This is a genomic window from Yoonia sp. 208BN28-4, from assembly GCF_037543925.1.
Taxonomy (GTDB): domain Bacteria; phylum Pseudomonadota; class Alphaproteobacteria; order Rhodobacterales; family Rhodobacteraceae; genus Yoonia.
Genome location: NZ_JBBIFY010000002.1, coordinates 24,807 through 46,011, shown reverse-complemented (window position 1 = coordinate 46,011; position 21,205 = coordinate 24,807). Strand labels below are relative to the sequence as shown.

Genomic DNA, 21,205 nt, shown 5'->3' with positions numbered 1-21,205 from the left:
CAGTTGTGCGTTGCCTCTTATCTGGTGCGACAGCGCCGCGCGGACAACGCACAAACCTGCAGTCCCGACATGCAATATTTGCAAGGCTTTCAGCGGAACCTTCGGCGGAGCCAATGCCCCGCCAAAAATCGTCATATCCCTAAAGCGGGTTATCCATGCGGACCGCATAGCGGATTTTGCCCTTCACAGCTTTGCTGAAGGTAAATTTCACCCCCTGCTTATCGCTACCTTGGTTGCCGTCGAAGTATGGCATGTCGAACACCTCGTCATTGCCGGAATCGCGGATCGCACCCTCGGCCATGAAACTGTCAACAAACCTTGCCTGCCCGCCGAACGGCATGTTCGTTTCGGTGTCAGCGGTCCAGGACCGGGCGGTCGACGATTGTGTGTGGACCAACTGCGCGGGATTGTAGATCGGCTCGTCAATCCCGTTGAAGGTGTTATTGGCAAAGCTGATCGCCCGCATCCGCGTATAGTCCAGATCAGCAAAAGTGGTGTCCACCATATCGATCCGGCGGATATTGCCGTTGATCGCGCGGAACACATTGCCGGTGACCGTCAGCCCGTGGACAAAGTGATCGGGGCCATGGGGCTTCACCACGATGAAATTGAACCAGTTTGCGGCACCAAGCGCTGTGAACACATTGCCCGTCATTGTGAGGCCGCCAAAAGAAAGCTGATTGCCCAGCGCGGGCGTTGCATCGTGTTCGTTGGACAATTCAATGAAGTTGTTGTCGATATAATTGCCCGTGATTGCGGTCATGCAGTTGGGCGAGGTCAGGATAATGCCACCCTTGCGCACGGCGTTTGTGTCACTGTCCCCGTGGAACCAGTGGTTCCCGTTGATCAGGTTGCCGGTGCCGGACAACACGCAGAAGTGCTTGAACAGCGCCACGCGGTTATCGCGGACTTTCACGTCATTGGCGTTGGCATTAAACGCAATTGATGTGCGCGCAGGCACGGGCAACGCCTGTTCGTTCGAGATAAACTGACAGCGATCCAGCATCATACCCTGACACCCTCGCCCGATTGAGGTCAGACCACGGTCCTTGGGCTTAGTCATAAAGCAGTCACGCAGATGGAACGTCAGACCGTCAGGGGCGATCATGATGCCGGACGCCACGCCTTCGCACTGGAATTCGATATCATCCAGCACAAACTGGCTCAGGCTGTCGTAGCCCGAAAAATCGAGCAGGTATTTGAAGCGTTTGAAGGTAAAGCTTTGTGTGCCCACCGCATCAAACAACGGTTGGCTCAGCGTCAGTCGCTGCTGCCCCACATTCACGGCCGTCACGTAAACCTCGCGGCCAACGCCTGCCCCTTCAACAAGTGCGCCGACAGGAATGTTGGCGATGTTGCTGACATTGCTTAGGCGGGTAGACTGGCTGGCGGAATATGTGCCTTGGGATGTGACTTGTGTCGTATTCCACGCCGGTCCGTCGACCGCGCGAATTTGACCATTGCGGATCACACGGCGCGTGGCAAAAACGGTTTTCAGAGGGTCAGCCGCCTGCATATCCAGCGGCTCGGTCAGGTTGATCCGGCGGCCGTTCAGGTTCAGCGAGTCGTGATCGGAGAAGTTGATCAGCGCCTGATAGGCCTTGCGCAGTGCAATCTCCTCATCACCAAACGCATCGACGTAGGCCTGATAATCAAATTCTTTTTGCAGAATGAAACGCTTGTTAGCGGGCTGGGTCACTGTCCCTTCAAAGATAATCCGGTTCTGGATCGTCACGTCTTGGGCCAGCCGGAATGTGCCCGCAGGCACCAACACCCGACGGCCATTCGCGGCAGCGTCTGCTGTTTCAAAAGCTTCCGAGTCGTCTGCGTTGCCGTCACCGATTGCGCCATAATCGCGCACATCAACCACTGACATGATATCGCGCTGAAAGGCTGATGTGATGTCCTCGATGATCAGATCATCAAGACGTACAACGCCTCCGCTTGGGCCGGTCAGATCAATCCCGAAATGCCCAAACGCCGGATCGAGCCATACCATATCCACCCCGGTCCGCGCACCGGTGCCAACGATGGCGCTTACCTCGACGATGTCGCCATAGGCGGTCAGTTGCGTAGCGGGTCCGGTGGTAGTGACACCCCCCGCAGCGCCGCCCCCCGCAGCGCCTGCATAGGCTGCAATGCGCACTGTCGGGAACGCACCTGCTACCGCTTTGATCCGCGCGGTGATGCGCAGATAGCAGCCCGGCAAGATCGGGGTTTCGCCCATGTAGCGGACACGCGTGGTGGTGGCTGTCTTTTGCAGTTCCAAACAGCCGCCAAAATCCTGATCCGCCGACACAAATGCCGCGGTGGTGGACGTTGCGTATGTGTCGGTCCCCGGCGTGCCATCCTCGGATGACCACACACCCAGCCCTGCCACAAACGGCAGCGGCATCAGCACCAGCCCGTCAGTAATTGCCTTGTTCATAAACGATCCCTTTGCTCAGGGGGCGGTCGCGGTGTGACGGATCACACAAAACAGCGACACAACCTGATTGCGCCAAAACCCGACATATGTGCCGGACCCTCGCGCTAAGGGATAAATCGGAGAGGTTAGTGGGGCCTTGGTGCTGCGCCCGTTGGGGGGCGCAACGCTGTGTCAGGCAAACGGATCAGGCGGACAGGTCTGGCTCGACGAGGGCAACACCGTTGATCTGCCAGCCGTCAGGTGTTTCCAGCATCTCGTATTCCAGAAAATGCACGCCTCCGTCGGCATCGCGCAGCATGACCTTTTGCATCGGACGCCCGTTGACGTCGCGCAGTTCAAGAAAGCGCACAGCGTCGTTGTCCCAGACCATCGGGTAGCCGCGTTGCACCATGGTGCCAAAGTTGCCGGGGTTGCCAAAGATGCCTTTGATAAAGGGGCTGGCATATGCCCAAGCCTCTTCGACATCGCGATCATTGAAGGCAGACAACTGGTTGCTGATCACATCCTCGATTGTCAGGTCCGGCACGACCGGGCTTTCTTGTGCGCACAACGACAGCGCGCTGAAGACCCAGATCCCCACGATGACAAACATGATATTTCGCATGACAGCTCCCCTTGTTGTTTGCTTTACGCACGCGTCAAGGGAATGGATCAAACAAAAATGAAGGATCGGTAAACGCGAGGGGATGAATCGGTGAACCGCCTTAAGGGCGACCCACCAGATTTCAGGCTATTTTAGTGCGTTTTCGATCAGACTGACAGTCTCGTCCACACCATAAAGTGCAATGAACCCGCCAAAGCGCGGGCCCTGTGATGCGCCCAACAGCACTTCGTAAAGGGCTGTGAACCATGCGCGCAGCGGATCGAACCCGTGCTCTTTGCCGACAGCAAAGACCATCGTCTGCAATTCCTCTGCATCCAAACCACCGTCCCAAGCCCGCAAACGGTCTGCCAGATCGGCCAGTGCGGCACGCTCCTGATCATTGGGAGCGCGGTAGGTTTTGGCAGGCTTCACAAAATCATTGTAATAGCGCACCGCAAACCCTGCGGCCTGATCCAACTGCGGGTTCTGTTCAGGCGACGCATCAGGTGCATAACGCTGGATAAAGCCCCAGAGCGTATCCTTCTCCTCGGCGCCCGAAACGCTTGCTAGGTTCAAGAGCATCGCAAATGGCACGACCATGTCCGACTCTGGCACGTCCGCACCGTGGATGTGGAACACCGGATTGTTGCACTTGCCCGCGTCATCCTGCGTTGGATAGGCGCGCAACTGCTGGTGATACTCGTCCACAGCCTTGGGGATCACGTCAAAGTGCATCCGTTTGGCCGTCTTGGGCTTAAGATACATGAAATACGACAGCGATTCCGTGGACGCATAGGTCAGCCACTCATCAATCGTCAGGCCATTGCCGGACGTCTTGGAAATCTTGTGACCGTCAGCATCAAGGAATAGTTCGTAAGTGAAATGTTCCGGCTTCTTGCCACCCAGAATTTCACAAATGCGATCATAGATCGGCGTATTGGTGCTGTGATCCTTGCCATACATTTCAAAATCAACATCGAGCGCCGCCCAGCGCGCGCCAAAGTCGGGCTTCCATTGCAGCTTCACGTTGCCACCCGTGACGGGCAGCGTCATCTCCTGCCCTGTCTCGTCGTCGAATGTGATCGTGCCGTTCTTGGCGTCCACATGCTTCATGGGCACATACATCACCCGCCCGCTTTCGGGGTGGATGGGCAGGAAGATGGAATAGGTCTCGCGGCGCTCCTCGCGCAGGGACTTCAGCATCACCTTCATGATATCGTCATACCGCTCGCACGCGCGCAGCAGGATTTCGTCGAACTTGCCAGAGCCGTAAAATTCTGTCGCGCTGATAAAGTCGTACTGGAAACCGAAGGTATCCAGGAAGGTCCGCAGACGCGCATTGTTATGGTGACCAAAGCTTTCATGCGTCCCGAACGGATCAGGCACGCGTGTCAGCGGCCGCTGTAAATGCTGCGTCAGCAGTTCGGGGTTCGGCACATTGCCCGGCACCTTGCGCATGCCGTCCACATCGTCCGAGAAACAGATCAGCTTGGTCGGAATGTCGGAGATCACCTCAAACGCGCGGCGCACCATCGTGGTGCGGCTCACCTCTCCAAAGGTCCCGATGTGCGGCAGGCCGGAGGGGCCGTAACCCGTTTCAAACAGGACATAGCCCTTTTCTGGTGCCTTTTTCTCATACCGTTTCAACAGACGACGTGCTTCTTCAAAAGGCCACGCCTTAGAGGTCATTGCAGCATCGCGCAGATTGGTCATGTCATGTCTCGCATCAGGAATAAGGGGCGTTGTCGCGCCTTTAACGCGCACTCCCTATTGCGCGGACGCACAGGCGTCAATAAATCCAAGACAGCAGTTAAGGATTTAGTCATGAATAACGACGTCACACTTACCGCCGAAGATGCGCTTGTCGCGCTGATGATTACTGTATCAGCCGCCGACAGCGATATCCGCACCGCCGAACTGATCAAGATCAGCAATGCCATCAACATGCTGCCGGTCTTTGCCGCATACGACGAAGAGCACCTGCCGCGCGTCAGCAAAACGGTCTTTGATCTTCTGGACAAGGAAGACGGGCTTGAGGCGCTGTTTGACATCATCCGTGCATCCCTGCCCGAAAAGCTGTTCGAAACTGCCTATGCGCTGTCATGTGATGTGGCCGCAGCGGACGGGCGCATTGCGGGTGCCGAAGCCCGTATGCTGGAAGAAATCCGCGAAGAATTAAACTTGGATCGTCTGCACGCCGCCGCGATCGAGCGTGGTTCGCGCGCACGGCACATGACGCTTTAACCAAACTGGAACTATTTGTCGCAGGTCTGCGTTGTGTCTCCAAATGGAAATCAACGGAGAATGACAATGGAATATGGTGTAGTAGGTCTTCTGATCCTGATCGCGGACATCTATGCGATCGTGCAAGTCTGGGGTTCGGGTGCTGGCACAGGTGCCAAGCTGCTTTGGACCATTCTGATACTCGCGCTGCCAGTGGTCGGTCTGATCATCTGGTATTTCGCAGGGCCACGTAGCGGTTCTGTCGCAGCATAAGCGGCCCTCAGCAAATATAGAAAAGGCGGTCCATTTGGGCCGCCTTTTTCGTTTCAGCTGTCGGCACCATAAAGCAAGGTCCACCGCTGCAAGAGCCGCTGTTGCAACCGCTTGGCCCGCCTGTTCCAGCTGACCGATCCCGCTGGTTGTTCGTCAGGCGTCAGTTTGCCTCGCGCCCGCGCCTCTGGCTCTGCTGCGAAAATCGCAAAGACCAGATCACGCCCGCCGCCGGTATCCACATATCCGGCCAGCGTTGTCACAAAATTCAGCGTGCCTGTCTTGGCACGCACCTCACCGGGGAAGTTGGGAATCTCGCGGCGTTCGGCGTCGGTCATCGCGATCCGCTTCATGATCGGGCGCAACATGCCGTCAACGCCGGGGGCGCGAAGCAGTTTGGCCATATCGGCGGCGGAAATGGCGGATTGATCGCTCAACCCAGAATGATCGGCGAAAGTCGGGGTAATGGCAGCCTTGGCACGTGCCCACTGCGTCATACTCAGCGCAGATGTGCGCAAGCCACGCGCCTGCCCTGCTTGCGCGGCAGTCGCCGTCAGCCCCGCGCCCTCAGCGGTGATGTTGGTCGAATAAAGCAACATGGAGCGCATCATGGCACGCAAGTCTTCACTATCGTGCCCCACGATTTCGGTCGCGGTTGGCAGGTCATCAATGATCTGCGGGTTCTTCAGCACGATGCCCTGCGCGCGGGCCAGCGTCTGAAACACATCGCCGGCGTAAAGGCGCGGATTGCGCACAGGCAACCAGCGCGATCCCGCATCGCCCAGCGCACGACGCGCCACGGTCCACTCGTCAACACCACCCGCCTGCGCGTATGTGTAAATCGGCAGACTGCGATCCACGACACGCATCCGGCTGGTATAGGCGCGCGGGCGGATCGTCTCGGACCGTGCATCCATCGACACATCATAGGACGCGCCCTGCCGCTTCCATTCAAAGTGGACGCGGTTGAAATTCAGGTTCAGGCCACTGATCGACGGGTTATAGCCAAGGTGGTCCTGCTGCTCTTCGTCGATCTCGTCCAGATAGGGCAGCGCCTCGCCCCAGACGTGGAAGTCGCCGCGCACTTCGCGCAGGCCGCTGTCCTTCAGGCTTTGAACGAGCGCCACCATATCGTCGGTCAGGAAATTCGGGTTGCCGCCACCCGCAAGGATCAGGTCACCGTCCAGCACCCCGTCCACAACGGGTGCGGTGCCCAGAACGCGTGTGCGGAATTTGAAATCGGACCCGAGGATTTCAAGTGCGTAAAGCGCCGTGACCGCCTTCGTGACTGACGCAGGCGGCAAGGCGGCGTCCGCCTCGTTCGCCTCAAGCACCTCACCCGTGGCGGCATCCGCCACGACAAAGCCGACGATACCGCCCAGATTGGCGTCGGCCAGCATTTCGTCCGTGCCGATCCGGGCAAGGATTGGCATATCTGTGCCGGGGCGGGCCGTTGGCCGCAGCGATGTCAAAGGCGCTTCAGCAAGCGCAAGGGTCGCGACGCTGGACACAGCGGTCGTCAGCAAGGCGCGGCGGGTCAGTTTCAGTGTCATGGGGATTATTAATCAGATGCACGCGACAGGGGCAACGCCCCACGCGGTCACGGTTATATCACCACTCGCCACGAGCGCGGATCGCGCTGGATGACTGTTCGGACAAAGGCACGTTGATAAAGCACCAGACAGGTGTCGGATGACGGCCCAGCGCATGCGCCGCCCGCCCCCTGATCCGTGCGCCGCGATAAAACCGCGCCGCCTTGGAAAGCCGCGCCTGTATCCTGTCGCCCGGACGGGCCAGCACACCGATGCGCACGTTTTCCATGATCCAGCGCCAGTCCTGCCATTGGTGAAACTGCACCAGATTATCCGCCCCCATCAGCCAGACAAATGTGACGCGCGGATAGCGGCGTTGCAGAGCGCGCAGCGTCTGGGCCGTATAGCGCGTGCCCAGCTTGGCCTCGACATCTGTAACGGTGACACGCGGGTCCTGCATCAACGCGCGCGCGGCCTGTAAACGCTCGGTCATTGGTGCGGGGCCGCGTTCCTTCAACGGATTGCCGGGGCTGACCATCCACCAGAGATGATCCAGCCCGAACCTTGCCAGCGCGGCCTTGGTGATGTGCACATGGCCTGCGTGGGCCGGATCAAATGATCCACCCAGCAGGCCAATCACCTGCCCCGGCCGTGCGGTTGGCATGCCAAGCATAAGACTAGCTGTCCATTTCCGACGACTTTGCCCACAGATTGATCTGCTCTTCGTCTGCGTATTTTTCGATCTCGGACAGTTCGTCGGCTGTAAACTCCAGATTATTCACCGCGCCTGCGCAATCTATCACCTGCGACGCTTTTGACGCCCCGATCAGTGCAGAGGTGATCCCCCCGCCGCGCAGCACCCATGCAATGGCCATCTGGGCCAGCGTCTGCCCACGGCCTTCTGCGATCTCGTTCAGTTTGCGGATATTGGTGATCGCGTTTTCTGTCAGCATCGACGGGAACAGCGATTTATCCTGCGCCGCACGCGAACCATCGGGAATACCGCCCAGATATTTCTTGGTCAGCATGCCTTGCGCCAGCGGCGTAAACGCGATGGACCCGACGCCAAGCTCTTGCAGCGCATCTTTCAGACCGTCCCGCTCGACCCAACGGTTCAGCATGTTGTAGGACGGCTGATGGATCACGCAGGGCGTACCGAGGTCTTTGAGGATCGCCACAGCCTCGCGGGTGCGTTCGGTGTTGTAGGACGAGATACCAGCATAAAGCGCGCGGCCTGACCGCACGATTGTGTCCAGCGCACCCATCGTTTCCTCAAGCGGCGTGTCGGGATCATAGCGATGCGAATAAAAGATATCGACGTAATCAAGCCCCATCCGTTTCAGCGACTGGTCGCAGGATGCGATCATGTACTTGCGGCTGCCCATTTCGCCGTATGGGCCGGGCCACATCAGATAACCCGCCTTCGAGCTGATAATAAGTTCATCGCGATACGGTTTCAGATCATCCTTCAGGATCGACCCGAAAGCATGCTCAGCCGATCCCGGCGGCGGGCCGTAGTTATTGGCCAGATCAAAGTGCGTGATGCCATGATCAAACGCCGTCAGGCAAATGTCGCGCTTTGTCTCGTGCGGAAAGTCGTGCCCGAAATTGTGCCAAAGGCCCAGCGACACCGCCGGCAGTTTCAGCCCCGATGCCCCGCAACGGCGATATTGCATACGGTCATAGCGGTTTTCAGCGGCGACATAAGTCATGGATGCTCCTGCGTGTGAAATTTGAACACTGTCTTTTGGACTTAGGGCAAATTCCGGCGCGACGAAAACACTTTAACCAAAATTGCACCGATTGCGCGTATCCCGACCACCGTATGAGGCACAAAACGTGATGGGCCGGATGCTAACCGCGCAGGGATCGCGCCATTGCACACGGCTCCGGGGATAACAGGATGAACAAAAAACCCGGCATCACTTTTGGCATCGCGGCGGATCTGATCGCGGCGCACAAGGACAGCTTTTTCAGGATCGCCAGCCAGCACAGCAACGACGGCATCGTTCTGCAGGATATGCACGGCATCATCCTATGGGCCAACCCTGCGTATGCGGCGCTGATGGGCCGCGATCTTCATGCGATGCTGGGGCGCAATCCGCTGTCGTTCTGCCTGCCCGAAGATGAAACGCCCTCTGCCGCCCAGATTGCCGCTTTCCGTTATGATCCGCAGGCGTCATCTGCGAACGATCTTGCGTTGTTCCGCAATCGCCATGGCGATGGGCATATATTCTGGAACCAGATCAACCAGTCATTCCATCAATTTCCTGACGGGATGTGGATCAGCATTCTGGCCTGCCGCGATGTGAGCGAGCAGATCTCTAAAGAAGAACAGTTGATGCGCACCCGTGACGACCTTGCCCGTCTGGCGGCCACGGACGCACTGACCAGCCTCGCCAACCGGTCGGCACTGACACAGTTTCTGGACAACCAGCTGGCCCGCAAAGGCGCTGGTCACCTTGGCATCCTGCAAGTTGATTTGGACAAGTTCAAAACGCTGAATGATCATTTTGGCCACGCTGCGGGCGATGCGATGCTGGTGCACGTCGCGGGTCAACTGCGCAAGACGATCCGCAAAACCGATCTGGCCGCGCGGATCGGGGGTGACGAATTTGTGGTGGTTTGTCCCGATATTACGTCTCTTGCCGAATTGCAGATCATCGGCGCATCCGTTGCCCAAGCCATTGGCCAACCGCTGCGATGCAGTCAGGGGGTCATCACAGGACAGGCCTGCGTGGGGGCCGCGATGGTGGATGATGCATCGATCACGGCGCAGGACATCATGCGCCGCGTCAATGCCGCCCTGTACGAGGCGAAATCCATCGGTCAAGGCTCTGTCGCGATCTACGACAGCACGCTGCACAAACGCATTACCGATGAAGACCTGCTATCGAGCGAACTGATGACGGCGGTCTCAAACGACGCGCTCAGCTACTATTTTCAACCTATTATGTCACTGGAAGAAGGCGACATCGTGGGCCTGGAAACACTTGTCAGATGGCACCACCCACGGCTCGGCCTGATCCCGCCTGACAGTTTTCTGCCAGTCGCCCGCAAACTTGGCCTGATGGCGCAGGTCGATTTCGGTGCGATGCGGGCGGCGCTGGCGATGAAGCAAAAGCTGAATGCGCACGGACCAAACAATGTTAGGGTTACAATCAACGGGTCCGCCGAACTGTTGCGCCATCCTGATTTCTTCACACGACTGTCAGGCACGATGGCAAAACGGGATGTCACGGCAAAGGAAGTCGTGATCGAAGTGCTGGAAAGCGTCGTGATACATGATCAGGACCGCGTAAATCCCATGGTGACCACGATCAAGCGCCTCGCTGACGAGGGGTTCACGACCTTGCTGGATGATTTCGGGACAGGCCACGCGGGCCTTGCGCATCTTTCCACGCTGGCCGTGGGTGGCGTAAAGATCGACCGTAGCATGACCAGTAAAATCTGCGACTGCGGTCCTGACGCAAAGATCATCGCGATGATCCATGACCTCTGTGAGGATTTGGGCTTTTATGTTGTGACCGAAGGGATCGAAACGGATGAAGATGCCGCCACGCTGATCGGGATCGGCGGAAAGACTGTTCAGGGATACTGGCTCGCCAAACCGATGCCCGCCGATGATGTCATCCCGTGGCTGACATCGCGCCCTGACCTGATCGCCGCAATCGACCGTTCCGCGATTGCCCCCGTGCCACGCCAACGCTATCTAAGGGCAAATTCCTGACCTAGGGCGGAGCATGTGATGGCCAGCTACCAGTTTGTCTACTTTATGGACGGTGTCTCAAAAACCTATCCCGGCGGGAAAAAGGTTTTTGAAAACATCCGGTTGAACTTTCTCCCCGGCGTGAAAATCGGTGTGGTTGGTGTGAACGGCACCGGTAAATCGACGCTGATGCGGATCATGGCCGGTCAGGACAAGGATTTCTCTGGTGAGGCTTGGGCCGCCGAAGGTGCGCGCGTCGGCTATCTGCCACAAGAGCCCGAACTTGATCCGGCGTTAAGCGTGCGCGAAAACGTGATGCTTGGCGTGGCGGAAAAGAAGGGCATTCTGGATCGCTACAACGAACTGGCGATGAACTATTCCGAAGAAACCGCCGACGAGATGGCGAAGCTGCAAGACGAGATCGACGCACAGAACCTATGGGATCTGGATGCGCAAATCGACGTCAGCATGGAGGCACTGCGCTGCCCGCCCGATGATGCGGATGTGACCACGCTGTCGGGCGGTGAAAAGCGCCGCGTCGCGCTGTGCAAGCTGTTGCTTGAAGCGCCTGATATGCTGCTTCTTGACGAACCGACGAACCACCTTGATGCGGAAACCATCGCGTGGTTGCAGCAGCACCTCATTGATTACAAAGGCACGATCCTGATCGTCACCCATGATCGGTACTTCCTTGATGCGATCACCGGCTGGATTCTGGAACTCGACCGCGGGTCGGGCATCCCGCACGAAGGTAACTATTCGTCGTGGCTGGAGGCAAAGGCCAAACGGCTTGAGCGCGAGGCGAAAGAGGATAAGTCCAAGCAGCGGACGCTTGAGCGTGAATTGGAATGGATGCGTCAGGGCGCGAAGGCACGTCAGGCCAAATCCAAAGCCCGCATCAGCGCCTATAATGATCTGGCAAACCAGTCCGAGCGTGAAAAGCTGGGCCGCGCACAGATCATCATCCCCAACGGACCACGTCTTGGGTCCAAAGTGATCGAGGTCGAGAACCTGAAGAAAGCCATGGGTGACAAGCTCTTGGTTGAAGGTCTGTCGTTCGACCTGCCCCCCGGTGGCATCGTCGGCGTGATCGGGCCTAACGGCGCGGGTAAATCCACGCTGTTCTCCATGCTGACCGGTCAGGCCGAACCCGACGAAGGCACGGTCGAATATGGCGACACTGTAAAGCTGTCCTACGTGGACCAGTCCCGCGATGCGCTGTCGCCAGATGCCACCGTCTGGGAAGAAATCACCGGCGGGTCCGAAATTATCGAGCTGGGCGATGCGTCGATGAACAGCCGCGCCTATTGCTCGGCGTTCAACTTTAAAGGCGGCGACCAACAAAAGAAGGTCGGTCTGCTGTCGGGTGGTGAGCGTAACCGCGTGCACATGGCCAAGCTGCTGAAATCAGGCGGCAACGTGCTGCTGCTTGACGAACCGACCAACGATCTGGACGTTGAGACTTTGCGTGCGTTGGAGGATGCGCTGACATCTTTCGCAGGTTGCGCCGTTGTGATATCGCACGACCGCTTCTTCCTTGACCGCATCTGCACGCACATTCTGGCGTTCGAAGGTGACGCGCATGTTGAGTGGTTCGAAGGCAACTTCGAGGACTACGAAGAAGACAAGAAACGCCGTCTGGGGGCCGACGCAATGGAACCCAAGCGCATGAAGCACAAGAAGTTCGTGCGCTAAGATGATCGGCGCGGCGGGGTATAACCCCGCCCTACGATACCACCAATCCGGGACGCGATAGTAGGGCGGGGTTATACCCCGCCGCCTCTATCCTTTCCCCGTTCCGCAAATCGCGATGGACCGAAGAAAATTCCCAATCTTCCGGCGCGTCGACATAGCCGTGCCGGACCGGATTGTACCAGCAGTAGTGACGACAGCGTCGAAACGATTCTGCGCTTCGTATGTGATGCTCCCAAAACCTTGGCTGCCAGACGCCTGCTGTGCCTGTGGCCAGTTTTGCATGACGCATCGCATCCCTAGACAGGACACCTGATTGGCGCAGCGATCGCGTGAATTTCGACTTTATCGCGCCCCATCTGACACCGTACCCGCGATCACGATCCGGCAATGTCCAGATAGCGTGCATATGATCGGGAAGCACGACCCACGCATCAATCTGAAACGGCCTGTCTTTGCGCGTCTCGGATACGGCTGTCCTGAGCTTTTCGATATAATCGACCAACAGCGACTTACGTCGATCAGCAAGGCAGACGGTAAAGAAGATCGTTCCGCCTGTATAATTTGGTCTGCGATAGTTTGGCATGTGCCGAACTGTAGCCGCTGAAGAATTAACCAATCACTTCCGCTTCACAAACTCCGTCAGAATAACGATCCGCTGGCCTTCGACCTTGCCTTCGATATGCGCAGCATTGTCCAGCACCAGTGAGATGCCGCGTACCGCCGTGCCGCGTTTGGCGGTGAAGCCCGCGCCTTTGACGACCAGATCCTTGACCAAGACAACAGTATCGCCGTGGGCCAATGGCATGCCGTGGGCGTCAAGGTGGACAACCTCGGCCTGCCCTTCGGCGCGGGCCAAAACATCAGGTTCCATCATCATGTTGGCGCGCGTCTCGACCGCCCAAGCCGCGTCAATCTCGCCCAGTTTGCGCCAGACAGCGATCTGCACGCCTGGCTCTGCGGACCAAGCCGCGCCTTCCAGACAGCGCCAGTGGGCAGCTTCTGCTTCGCCCCCTCCCCGACAGACGGAACATAACAGCGCCTGATCCTGATCGGTGACGTCAACCGCTTTCAGCCCTTCGGACGCGCCGCAAAATTCGCACACGCCGCCCGCGCGATCCATCAATTCATCCCACCGCATCATCATATCCTTGCGCCAAATTCATCGCCTGACCGCCCTAGCAAGGCACAGCGCCAAGCAACAGCCCCGATGCGCGGAGTTTCGCAGACGAGCGCGGTTTCAACGATTTGCCTTGCTATTGTGCGCCCGCGGCCCCATATGCGCAGTGCAGACGTTACCTATCTCGACCACTGTTCTCCTTACTGGCCACAGTCCGATCTAGCACTGACTTCGCCAAGCTGCCGCACAATGCGGGCAGCCTAATACAAGGAAAACACGTGATGGCTACTGGCACCGTGAAATGGTTTAACACAACTAAAGGCTTCGGCTTTATCGCTCCTGATGGCGGCACAAAGGACGTTTTCGTTCACATCTCCGCTGTTGAGCGTTCCGGCCTGACTGGCCTCAAGGACGACCAGAAGGTTTCCTTCGACATCGAAGCTGGCCGTGATGGCCGCGAGTCGGCAGTGAACCTCGCTCTGGCCTAAGTCCTAGGGCTTCAAGACGTTGGGGTGTCCGTCTGCGGGCGCCCCTTTTTTGTGCCTATACGGTTTTTCGCATTGGCGGACAGTGACTTAACCGGAACTGTTTCAATCGGTCACACTTGTTGATTTTGGATATCCCATTGCGTAGCATGTTGACGCGACGTTACCTCTATCGACCACTGCTCCTTCATCCGGCAACACATTCGGATTGGGCCTTCGATCCAGGAATGTAGGCCAAGCCGCTGCAATCAAGCGAGCGGTCCATTTGAAGGAAAATCGACATGGCTACCGGCACTGTCAAATGGTTCAACACAACCAAAGGCTACGGCTTTATTGCGCCCGATGGCGGCAGCAAAGACGTTTTTGTGCACATTTCAGCTGTTGAGCGTTCGGGCCTGACCGGACTGCAAGACGACCAAAAAGTGACATTCGACATCGAAGCAGGCCGCGATGGCCGCGAAAGCGCGATTAATCTCGCGCTTGCCTAAAGGCACGATCCGAAAGTTGATAAGGCGCGGGATTTACCCGCGCCTTTTGCGTTCTGGGGCTTAGTCGTCCAGAACGAACGTCACTTTCAGGACGACGCGGTATTCCGATATTTCGCCATTATCGACGGTGACCTTCTGATCGGCCACCCACGCGCCTGTGATCCCCTTGAGTGTCTTTGAGGCCCGCTTGATCCCGTTTTCGGTGGCGTCATCAAACGATTTGGTGGACGAGGAAATGATTTCCGTGACTTTTGCGACTGACATTTTGTGACCTTTCATGAATGGAATGGGCACAGCCTAGGCCTAAGGCGCGGTCCAGTCCACATCATCGGCTTTTGCCACCTGCAATGTGCCGTCAGGCATCGGGCGCATCAACATTGTGGCCGCTTCCTGATCGTCACCCAGCCAGATGTCCAATTGCGCGGCTGTCAGGATGACCCCCATCCGGTGATGGATATCGCGCACATCGGCGTTGGGCGGGCATGTCAGCGTGGCGACCTGCGCCAGTTGTGTACCGCCGGGTGCGGTCCAGATGTCGTAGATCGCGGCGAAGTATAGCAATGCACCATCTTTGGCGCTGATTGCCCAAGCGGTTTTGCGCCGCGCCTCGCCCGTCCATTCGTACCAACCGTCTGCGGGCACAGCGCAGCGTTTCACGTCTGCAAAGGCGGTCTTGTCGAACACGGTCTCGGATCGCGCGTTGATGATGGTCTCCATCACCGGACGGCCCCGCGCGTTCACGCGGCCAACGGGGATCATGCCCCACCGCATCATCTGCGACCCTTGGGTGGTGAGCGTCACCACGTCTTGGCCCGGCGCGATGTTATGGCGCGGCGGCTGCGGCAATGCGGTCAACCCCAGATCGCGGGTCAGAAACAGCCGCCCCGGCATATTAGTCCGCCGCCTCTGCGAGTGTTTCGACCGCGGGCCCAATCGCATCCACGATCACGGCGACCCCTTCGGCATTGGGGTGAATTCCGTCGGCTTGCATGAATTCTGCCACGCCCTCTTGCATCCCTGCGGCAGCCTGTAGGCCTGCGAAGAAGCTTGGGAATAGCGACGTGTCAAACTCATCTGACAGATCGGCATACATACCTTCAAAATCCTGTTTGTAATCAAGCCCGTAGTTGCCGCCTACCACAAGCCCGACCAAAAGCACATCCACCTCAGCCGCCTGCGCTTTTTCCAGGATACCGCGTAGGTTGGCGCGGCTGACCGCCGGATCAAGCCCCCGCAGGTAATCATTGCCGCCCAGGGCCACGATCATCGCGTCCACCTCTGGTGTAAGTGTCCAGTCGGTGCGCGACAGGCCACCTGCCGTGGTGTCACCTGACACGCCCGCGTTGCGCACCTCTGCATCAATACCCTGCGCGTCCAGCCAGTCTTGCAACTGCGGCACAAACCCGTCCGCCGTAGGCAATCCGTAGCCCGCCGTCAGGCTGTCGCCTAGCGCCGCAATGACCACGGTGTCAGCCTGCGCGGCCCCTGTCCCGATCAACAATGCAGCGCCAAGGTTGCGAAGCGCGCGCATTGCCCCATATCCAAAGGCAACCTGTTCGCGGAAAGTATATCTCATGTCTGATCCTGTTTTGTCGCTTGTCGATGTGTCCCTGTCGCTGAAGGGAAATGCGGGGATGGTCGATATTTTGCACGGCATCACGCTGGACGTCGCAAAAGGGGAAACGCTTGGTCTGGTGGGGCCGTCTGGCTCTGGCAAATCGTCGCTCCTTATGGTGATGGGCGGTCTGGAACAGGCAACATCTGGCACGGTAACAGCCCTCGGAGAGGACTTGACCGCCCGCAACGAAGACGGGCTGGCCCGCTTTCGTAAGCATAATATGGGTGTGGTGTTCCAATCTTTCCACCTGATCCCGACAATGACGGCACTGGAAAACGTGGCAACACCTCTTGAACTGGCCGGTGTCGCGGATGCGTTTGACCGCGCCGAGGCGGAACTGGCCGCCGTTGGTCTGGCTGATCGCACGGGCCATTATCCCAGCCAGATGTCCGGTGGCGAACAGCAACGCGTGGCGCTCGCCCGCGCCTCTGCCCCGCGGCCCAAAATTTTGCTGGCGGATGAACCCACAGGCAATCTTGATGAAACCAACGGTCAGGCCATCATCGACTTGCTGTTTGATCTGCGCGACCGCCACGGTGCCACGCTGATCATGGTGACACATGCCAATGACCTTGCGGCGCGCTGCGATCGCGTTGTGCGCTTGCGTGACGGGCGGATCGACACCGCGCTGAAGGCTGCCGAATGAGCCTGTCACTCGCCGCCGAATTTGCCCGCCGCGAATTGCGCGGTGGCTTGCGCGGGTTTCGCGTGTTTCTGGCGTGCCTCGCACTTGGTGTCGCCGCGATTGCCGGCGTTGGCACGGTCCGCGCTGGTATTCAGGCGGGACTTGAGCGTGAGGGCGCTTCCCTTCTGGGCGGCGATGCGGAGGTTGAGTTTACCTATCGTTTCGCCCGCGATGATGAATTGGCGTGGCTGAACGGCATCGCCGATCAGGTGTCCGAAACCGTTGATTTCAGGTCGATGGCCGTGGCGGGAGATGATCGCGCGCTGACGCAGGTCCGCGCTGTGGATGACCTTTATCCACTCGTTGGACAGGTCACCCTTGATCCGCCGATCCCCCTGCCCGATGCGCTCGCAGATCAAGGTGCAGTGATGGAGCGTTTGCTGGTGGACCGGATGGGGCTGTCTGTCGGCGACCAGATCACGCTGGGCCAGCAGGCGTTCACTTTGCGGGCCGTGCTGGAGCGTTATCCTGACAACGCCGCGGGCGGTTTTGGCCTTGGCCCGCGTACGATTGTTCTGACGGATGATCTGGCGAACTCTGGCCTGATCGTCGAAGGCACGCTGTTTTCCACACAATACCGATTGGACCTTCCAGAAGGCACCGACCTGCAAGCGACAGAGGACGCCGCCGAAGCGCAGTTTGAATCCAGCGGTCTGCGCTGGCGCGATAGCAGGCGTGGCGCTGGCGGGACAGAACGCTTTGTTGATCGCATCGGTGCGTTTTTGATCCTGATGGGTCTCAGCGGGTTGGCCGTGGGCGGCGTTGGCGTGTCGGCGGCTGTGCGGGCCTATCTGGCTGGCAAAACCGGTGTAATCGCCACGCTCAAAACCCTGGGCGCCACACGGCAAACGATCTTTCTGACGTATTTCCTTCAGGTCGCGGTGCTGACCGTAGTCGGCGTGGTGCTTGGCCTGATCCTTGGCGGGGGACTGCCGCTGATATTCGCCCCAATCATCGAGGCGCGACTGCCCATTCCAGCAGAATTTACGCTGCAATTCGCCCCGTTGGCCGAGGCGGCGCTCTATGGCGTCCTCGCCGCGTTGATCTTCACGCTTTGGCCGCTGGCCCGCACCGAAGATATTCGCGCCGCAACCTTGTTTCGCGACGCGATGGCCAGCGCGAAGGGCTTTCCCGCGCTGCGTTATCTGATTGCCACGGCGGTTCTGGTCGCCGCGCTCATTGGTGCGGCCATCTGGTTCTCGGGCAATGCGTTTCTAACGCTTTGGACATCAGGCGGCATTATCGGCGCGCTTTTGATCCTTGTCATCGCGGCGCTGATCGCCCGCTTTATTGCCCGCCGGTCCAAACGTGCTGCGCGTGGTCGCCCGATCTGGCGGTGGGCATTGGGGGCCATCGGCGACCGCGGCGGGGAAAGCACATCTGTCGTTTTGTCACTGGGTCTTGGGCTTGCCGTGTTGGCCACCGTTGGCCAGATCGACGCCAACCTGCGCGCCGCGTTTACCGAGGAACTACCGCAAGACGCGCCAAGCTATTTCTTTGTCGACATCCAGCCCGACCAGATCGACGGCTATACCGAGCGCCTTGAAAGCGACCCTGCCGTCAGCCGGTTTGAAACGGCCCCGATGCTGCGCGGGATTATCACGCAAATCAACAATACCGACGCCGCGACGTTCGCCGACGATCACTGGGTCGTTCAGGGTGATCGCGGGATCACCTACGCGGATGAAATCCCTGACGGAACCATCATCACCGAAGGCGAATGGTGGCCTGCCGATTACGCTGGACCGCCGCTTATCAGCTTTTCCGCAGAAGAGGCCGCCGAGATGGGCCTGTCGATTGGCGATGTGATGACCGTGAATGTGCTGGGCCGCGACATTACCGGCACGATCAGCAGCTTTCGCGAGGTGAGCTTTGAAGACGCGGGCATCGGCTTTGTACTGGCAATGAATGCAGGCGCTTTGGCCGGTGCGCCGCACAGCTGGATTTCAACCGTCTATTCCACGCCGGAGGCCGAGGCGCAGATCCTGCGCGATCTTGGATCAGCCTATCCCAACATCACCGCGATCCGTATCCGCGATGCGATTGATCAGGTCGTCCAAATCGTCGGCGGCATTGCCGAGGCCACGCGCTATGGCGCTTTGGTGACACTGCTGACGGGGTTCCTCGTGCTGATCGGTGCCGCTGCTGCAGGCGAACGGGCGCGCACGTATGAAGCGGCTGTGCTGAAAACGCTTGGAGCATCGCGCGGGCGCATTCTGGCAAGCTTTGCACTTCGCGCCGCGTTGCTGGGCTTTGCAGCGGGTGCTGTCGCCTTGGGCGCGGGTATCTTAGGCGGCTGGGCCGTGTCCACATACATCATGGAGACGGCGTTTAACGTGGTCTGGTCCAACGCGTTCCTGATCATCGGCGGCGGGATCATGGCATCACTTCTGGCGGGGCTTGCCTTTGCCATCAGGCCGCTGCGGGCCAAACCGGCGCAGGTGCTGCGCGCGCGCGAATGACCGATCCGGCCTTCTTTGGGTATGGGAGCCTCGTCAATCTGGCGACCCATGATTACGCGGACCCGCAGATGACCACCGTGACAGGCTGGCGGCGTATCTGGCGTGATACCACGCACCGCCAGCTTGCGATCCTGTCGGTCACGCCCTGCCCTGACACAACGCTGCGCGGCATTGCGGCCACCGTGCCAAATGGTGACTGGGCAGCTCTGGATGCTCGCGAGGCAGCGTATCAACGGGATCAGGTTGCGGGGCGTGAGGGCCTGTCGATCTACCAGATCACCCAGAACATCACTGCCCCCTTAAGCGGGCCTTATCCCATACTGTTGAGCTATCTGGACGTTGTGGTGCAGGGCTATTTCAGATCGTTTGGCGCGGACGGTGTCGCTGGCTTTTTCGCCACCACAGACGGATGGGCGCGCCCGATCCTGAACGATCGCACGGACCCGATTTATCCGCGAGCCCAGACGCTGGATGCCGCAGAAACGGCTCTTGTCGACAGGCACATCGCCCTGCTACCGGCGCAGGTGCAACAGGCTGAGTAGTCTGCTTTGGCGGGCGTATGGGTCCTGATCGCCAGCGGCAGGCGTCGCCATAACGCGCTGCGCCAGCACGAAGGCGATGACTGCAAAGACCGCCCCGCCCACGTATTGCCCCACAAGAATACCTGGCGCACCAAACCACGCGGCCCCCAAAAGGACAAACGGCACCGTGCCAAGCGTGTGGCGGCCCCAGTTGACCCATGTAGAATAAAACGGATGCGCAAGATTGTTGAACGCGGCATTGGCCACGAAAATCACGGCGTTAAAGAAGAACAAAAGCGATAGCGGTCCGGCAAACAGAAACACCAGTACAAGCGCCAAACCGTCCAGCTGGAACAGCGCCTGAAGCTGCGGGCGCAATAGAAACAACAGCAATGACATCAATGCCACGACCAGCCCCGCAAAGATCAACCCGTCGCGGAACGCGCCCCGCACACGGGCGGCATTTCCCGCACCTGCATTCTGGCCGATGATCGGGCCGACGGCGCCAGACATGGCAAACAACACGCCAAAGGCCAGCGGCGTCATCCGGCTGACAATGGCAAGGCCCGCTACCGCATCCTCGCCATATTCTGACATGACGCGGGTGACATAGGCTTGCCCGACCGGTGTGGCCAGCTGTGTCAGGATCGCCGGAAATGCGATGACCGCGATGGGCCGCAAATCAATGGTCAACGTGTTCAAAGTGGGCCTATCAAATCCGCCGTAGTGTTTCAGCAGCGGTTGCAGCGCAGCATAGGCAATGACAAGGCGCGCGGCCACGCTGGCAAGTGCAGCTCCGGTCAGTTCAAGATCAAACCCGAAGATCAGGATCGGGTCCAGCACGGCATTGACTAATCCGCCCCAGAGGGTCGCCATCATCGCGCGTCGCGCATCCCCGTGAGCGCGCAGAATTGCGCCGCCGACCATGCCGACGATCAAAAAGGGCAGCGATGGCACGATGATCTGAAGGTAAAGCACCGATAGCGCCAATGTCTCACCGCTGGCCCCCATCAGCGCCGATAGGCTGGTAAGGTTCATCCAGACCACGCCCGCAAAAACAGCGCCGAATACGACGCCCCAGATCAGCGCGTTGGTGGCGCGTCTCCGGGCCAGTTCCACCTCGCCCGCGCCTAAAGCCCGCGCGACCAAAGCCCCCGCCGCGATGGCCATGCCGATCCCGAAGGATGTCGTGAAAAACAGGATTGCGCCTGCATATCCGATCGCAGCAGCAAGCTCTGCCTTGCCCAGCATCGCGATAAAGATCATGTCGATAAAGTCGACGGCAAACACAGCCATCAGACCAACCGAGGCGGTCAGCGACATCACGGTAATGTGCCGAAACAGATTTCCGGTGACGAATTTTGCCTGCGTCTCTGCCATGTGCTGCGG

At 58.8% G+C, this 21,205-nt stretch carries 21 protein-coding genes; 9 read left to right on the top strand and 12 right to left on the bottom strand.

The genetic code is table 11. The annotated features are described in order from the left end of the window. Nucleotides 1-139: 139 nt before the first annotated feature. From V8J84_RS06295 to V8J84_RS06285, 3 genes are all read right to left on the bottom strand, one after another. Nucleotides 140-2,428 (bottom strand): glycosyl hydrolase family 28-related protein, encoded by a 2,289-nt coding sequence (locus tag V8J84_RS06295; protein ID WP_339929201.1) that lies wholly within the window; start codon nt 2,426-2,428, stop codon nt 140-142. Nucleotides 2,429-2,612: 184 nt separating this feature from the next. Further along, nucleotides 2,613-3,032 (bottom strand): DUF4864 domain-containing protein, encoded by a 420-nt coding sequence (locus tag V8J84_RS06290; protein ID WP_339929199.1) that lies wholly within the window; start codon nt 3,030-3,032, stop codon nt 2,613-2,615. A 126-nt stretch (nt 3,033-3,158) separates the two neighbouring features. Continuing rightward, nucleotides 3,159-4,724 carry a lysine--tRNA ligase gene (locus V8J84_RS06285; protein ID WP_339929197.1) on the bottom strand — a complete coding sequence of 522 codons (1,566 nt, stop codon included), beginning with the start codon at nt 4,722-4,724 and terminating at the stop codon, nt 3,159-3,161. 111 nt (nt 4,725-4,835) lie between these two features. On the opposite strand from V8J84_RS06285, the gene V8J84_RS06280 reads away from it, so the two are divergent. Continuing rightward, nucleotides 4,836-5,255, top strand: coding sequence for a tellurite resistance TerB family protein (locus tag V8J84_RS06280; RefSeq protein WP_339929195.1), 420 nt, complete (start codon nt 4,836-4,838; stop codon nt 5,253-5,255). 66 nt (nt 5,256-5,321) lie between these two features. Further along, the gene (locus tag V8J84_RS06275) at nt 5,322-5,507 is read left to right on the top strand and encodes a PLD nuclease N-terminal domain-containing protein (protein ID WP_339929193.1); all 186 of its coding nucleotides are present in this window, start codon (nt 5,322-5,324) and stop codon (nt 5,505-5,507) included. Nucleotides 5,508-5,560: 53 nt separating this feature from the next. Here V8J84_RS06275 and dacB read toward each other — a convergent pair whose 3' ends face one another. From dacB to mgrA, 3 genes are read right to left on the bottom strand one after another with little or no spacing between them, the layout of a single operon-like run. Continuing rightward, a complete protein-coding gene (gene dacB / locus V8J84_RS06270; RefSeq protein WP_339929191.1) occupies nt 5,561-7,057 on the bottom strand; it encodes a D-alanyl-D-alanine carboxypeptidase/D-alanyl-D-alanine endopeptidase in 1,497 nt (498 codons plus the stop codon). Between the two features lie 58 nt (nt 7,058-7,115). Continuing rightward, a complete protein-coding gene (locus V8J84_RS06265) occupies nt 7,116-7,709 on the bottom strand; it encodes a nicotinate-nucleotide adenylyltransferase (protein ID WP_445285958.1) in 594 nt (197 codons plus the stop codon). 4 nt (nt 7,710-7,713) lie between these two features. Next, nucleotides 7,714-8,748 carry an L-glyceraldehyde 3-phosphate reductase gene (gene mgrA / locus V8J84_RS06260; protein ID WP_339929187.1) on the bottom strand — a complete coding sequence of 345 codons (1,035 nt, stop codon included), beginning with the start codon at nt 8,746-8,748 and terminating at the stop codon, nt 7,714-7,716. A 191-nt stretch (nt 8,749-8,939) separates the two neighbouring features. On the opposite strand from mgrA, the gene V8J84_RS06255 reads away from it, so the two are divergent. Both V8J84_RS06255 and ettA read left to right on the top strand, forming a co-directional pair. Then, nucleotides 8,940-10,766, top strand: coding sequence for a putative bifunctional diguanylate cyclase/phosphodiesterase (locus V8J84_RS06255; RefSeq protein WP_339929185.1), 1,827 nt, complete (start codon nt 8,940-8,942; stop codon nt 10,764-10,766). A gap of 18 nt (nt 10,767-10,784) precedes the next feature. Then, a complete protein-coding gene (gene ettA / locus V8J84_RS06250) occupies nt 10,785-12,440 on the top strand; it encodes an energy-dependent translational throttle protein EttA (RefSeq protein WP_339929183.1) in 1,656 nt (551 codons plus the stop codon). Between the two features lie 31 nt (nt 12,441-12,471). Here the strand turns inward: ettA and V8J84_RS16800 are convergent, their stop codons facing one another. Both V8J84_RS16800 and V8J84_RS06245 read right to left on the bottom strand, forming a co-directional pair. Continuing rightward, nucleotides 12,472-13,023 carry an REP-associated tyrosine transposase gene (locus tag V8J84_RS16800; protein ID WP_445285957.1) on the bottom strand — a complete coding sequence of 184 codons (552 nt, stop codon included), beginning with the start codon at nt 13,021-13,023 and terminating at the stop codon, nt 12,472-12,474. 33 nt (nt 13,024-13,056) lie between these two features. After that, nucleotides 13,057-13,578 (bottom strand): PhnA domain-containing protein, encoded by a 522-nt coding sequence (locus V8J84_RS06245; protein WP_445285966.1) that lies wholly within the window; start codon nt 13,576-13,578, stop codon nt 13,057-13,059. A gap of 260 nt (nt 13,579-13,838) precedes the next feature. Here V8J84_RS06245 and V8J84_RS06240 point away from each other — a divergent pair, with 260 nt between their 5' ends. After that, complete coding sequence (locus V8J84_RS06240; protein WP_339929179.1) at nt 13,839-14,045, top strand: cold-shock protein; 207 nt, start codon at nt 13,839-13,841, stop codon at nt 14,043-14,045. 278 nt (nt 14,046-14,323) lie between these two features. After that, the gene (locus V8J84_RS06235; RefSeq protein ID WP_339929177.1) at nt 14,324-14,530 is read left to right on the top strand and encodes a cold-shock protein; all 207 of its coding nucleotides are present in this window, start codon (nt 14,324-14,326) and stop codon (nt 14,528-14,530) included. Between the two features lie 60 nt (nt 14,531-14,590). Here the strand turns inward: V8J84_RS06235 and V8J84_RS06230 are convergent, their stop codons facing one another. From V8J84_RS06230 to V8J84_RS06220, 3 genes are read right to left on the bottom strand one after another with little or no spacing between them, the layout of a single operon-like run. Then, entirely contained in the window at nt 14,591-14,794 is a 204-nt protein-coding gene (locus tag V8J84_RS06230; protein ID WP_339929175.1) for a dodecin family protein, read from the bottom strand. Between the two features lie 39 nt (nt 14,795-14,833). Beyond that, a complete protein-coding gene (locus V8J84_RS06225; protein ID WP_339929173.1) occupies nt 14,834-15,421 on the bottom strand; it encodes an SOS response-associated peptidase in 588 nt (195 codons plus the stop codon). Nucleotide 15,422: 1 nt separating this feature from the next. Next, nucleotides 15,423-16,106, bottom strand: a complete 684-nt coding sequence (locus V8J84_RS06220; RefSeq protein WP_339929171.1) for an arylesterase — start codon at nt 16,104-16,106, stop codon at nt 15,423-15,425. Here V8J84_RS06220 and V8J84_RS06215 point away from each other — a divergent pair. From V8J84_RS06215 to V8J84_RS06205, 3 genes are read left to right on the top strand one after another with little or no spacing between them, the layout of a single operon-like run. Continuing rightward, nucleotides 16,105-16,794 carry an ABC transporter ATP-binding protein gene (locus tag V8J84_RS06215; protein ID WP_339929169.1) on the top strand — a complete coding sequence of 230 codons (690 nt, stop codon included), beginning with the start codon at nt 16,105-16,107 and terminating at the stop codon, nt 16,792-16,794. The two genes, V8J84_RS06220 and V8J84_RS06215, sit on opposite strands and share 2 nt — an antisense overlap. Continuing rightward, nucleotides 16,791-19,295, top strand: coding sequence for an ABC transporter permease (locus V8J84_RS06210; protein WP_339929167.1), 2,505 nt, complete (start codon nt 16,791-16,793; stop codon nt 19,293-19,295). Before V8J84_RS06215 ends, V8J84_RS06210 begins: the two co-directional genes overlap by 4 nt. Next, nucleotides 19,292-19,837, top strand: a complete 546-nt coding sequence (locus tag V8J84_RS06205; protein ID WP_339929165.1) for a gamma-glutamylcyclotransferase family protein — start codon at nt 19,292-19,294, stop codon at nt 19,835-19,837. Before V8J84_RS06210 ends, V8J84_RS06205 begins: the two co-directional genes overlap by 4 nt. Here V8J84_RS06205 and V8J84_RS06200 read toward each other — a convergent pair. Continuing rightward, entirely contained in the window at nt 19,808-21,196 is a 1,389-nt protein-coding gene (locus V8J84_RS06200; RefSeq protein ID WP_339929163.1) for an MATE family efflux transporter, read from the bottom strand. The genes V8J84_RS06205 and V8J84_RS06200 overlap by 30 nt on opposite strands. Nucleotides 21,197-21,205 lie beyond the last annotated feature (9 nt).

Coding starts and splice junctions, on each gene's coding strand:
- V8J84_RS06245 (WP_445285966.1), bottom strand. CDS start 13,578: ATGCGGTGGGATGAATTGATGGATCGCGCGGGCGGCGTGTGCGAATTT.
- V8J84_RS06265 (WP_445285958.1), bottom strand. CDS start 7,709: ATGCTTGGCATGCCAACCGCACGGCCGGGGCAGGTGATTGGCCTGCTG.
- V8J84_RS06205 (WP_339929165.1), top strand. CDS start 19,292: ATGACCGATCCGGCCTTCTTTGGGTATGGGAGCCTCGTCAATCTGGCG.
- V8J84_RS06280 (WP_339929195.1), top strand. CDS start 4,836: ATGAATAACGACGTCACACTTACCGCCGAAGATGCGCTTGTCGCGCTG.
- V8J84_RS06215 (WP_339929169.1), top strand. CDS start 16,105: ATGTCTGATCCTGTTTTGTCGCTTGTCGATGTGTCCCTGTCGCTGAAG.
- V8J84_RS06290 (WP_339929199.1), bottom strand. CDS start 3,032: ATGCGAAATATCATGTTTGTCATCGTGGGGATCTGGGTCTTCAGCGCG.
- ettA (WP_339929183.1), top strand. CDS start 10,785: ATGGCCAGCTACCAGTTTGTCTACTTTATGGACGGTGTCTCAAAAACC.
- V8J84_RS06220 (WP_339929171.1), bottom strand. CDS start 16,106: ATGAGATATACTTTCCGCGAACAGGTTGCCTTTGGATATGGGGCAATG.
- dacB (WP_339929191.1), bottom strand. CDS start 7,057: ATGACACTGAAACTGACCCGCCGCGCCTTGCTGACGACCGCTGTGTCC.
- V8J84_RS06230 (WP_339929175.1), bottom strand. CDS start 14,794: ATGTCAGTCGCAAAAGTCACGGAAATCATTTCCTCGTCCACCAAATCG.
- V8J84_RS06200 (WP_339929163.1), bottom strand. CDS start 21,196: ATGGCAGAGACGCAGGCAAAATTCGTCACCGGAAATCTGTTTCGGCAC.
- V8J84_RS06295 (WP_339929201.1), bottom strand. CDS start 2,428: ATGAACAAGGCAATTACTGACGGGCTGGTGCTGATGCCGCTGCCGTTT.
- V8J84_RS06235 (WP_339929177.1), top strand. CDS start 14,324: ATGGCTACCGGCACTGTCAAATGGTTCAACACAACCAAAGGCTACGGC.
- V8J84_RS16800 (WP_445285957.1), bottom strand. CDS start 13,023: ATGCCAAACTATCGCAGACCAAATTATACAGGCGGAACGATCTTCTTT.
- V8J84_RS06255 (WP_339929185.1), top strand. CDS start 8,940: ATGAACAAAAAACCCGGCATCACTTTTGGCATCGCGGCGGATCTGATC.
- V8J84_RS06210 (WP_339929167.1), top strand. CDS start 16,791: ATGAGCCTGTCACTCGCCGCCGAATTTGCCCGCCGCGAATTGCGCGGT.
- mgrA (WP_339929187.1), bottom strand. CDS start 8,748: ATGACTTATGTCGCCGCTGAAAACCGCTATGACCGTATGCAATATCGC.
- V8J84_RS06285 (WP_339929197.1), bottom strand. CDS start 4,724: ATGACCAATCTGCGCGATGCTGCAATGACCTCTAAGGCGTGGCCTTTT.
- V8J84_RS06275 (WP_339929193.1), top strand. CDS start 5,322: ATGGAATATGGTGTAGTAGGTCTTCTGATCCTGATCGCGGACATCTAT.
- V8J84_RS06225 (WP_339929173.1), bottom strand. CDS start 15,421: ATGCCGGGGCGGCTGTTTCTGACCCGCGATCTGGGGTTGACCGCATTG.
- V8J84_RS06240 (WP_339929179.1), top strand. CDS start 13,839: ATGGCTACTGGCACCGTGAAATGGTTTAACACAACTAAAGGCTTCGGC.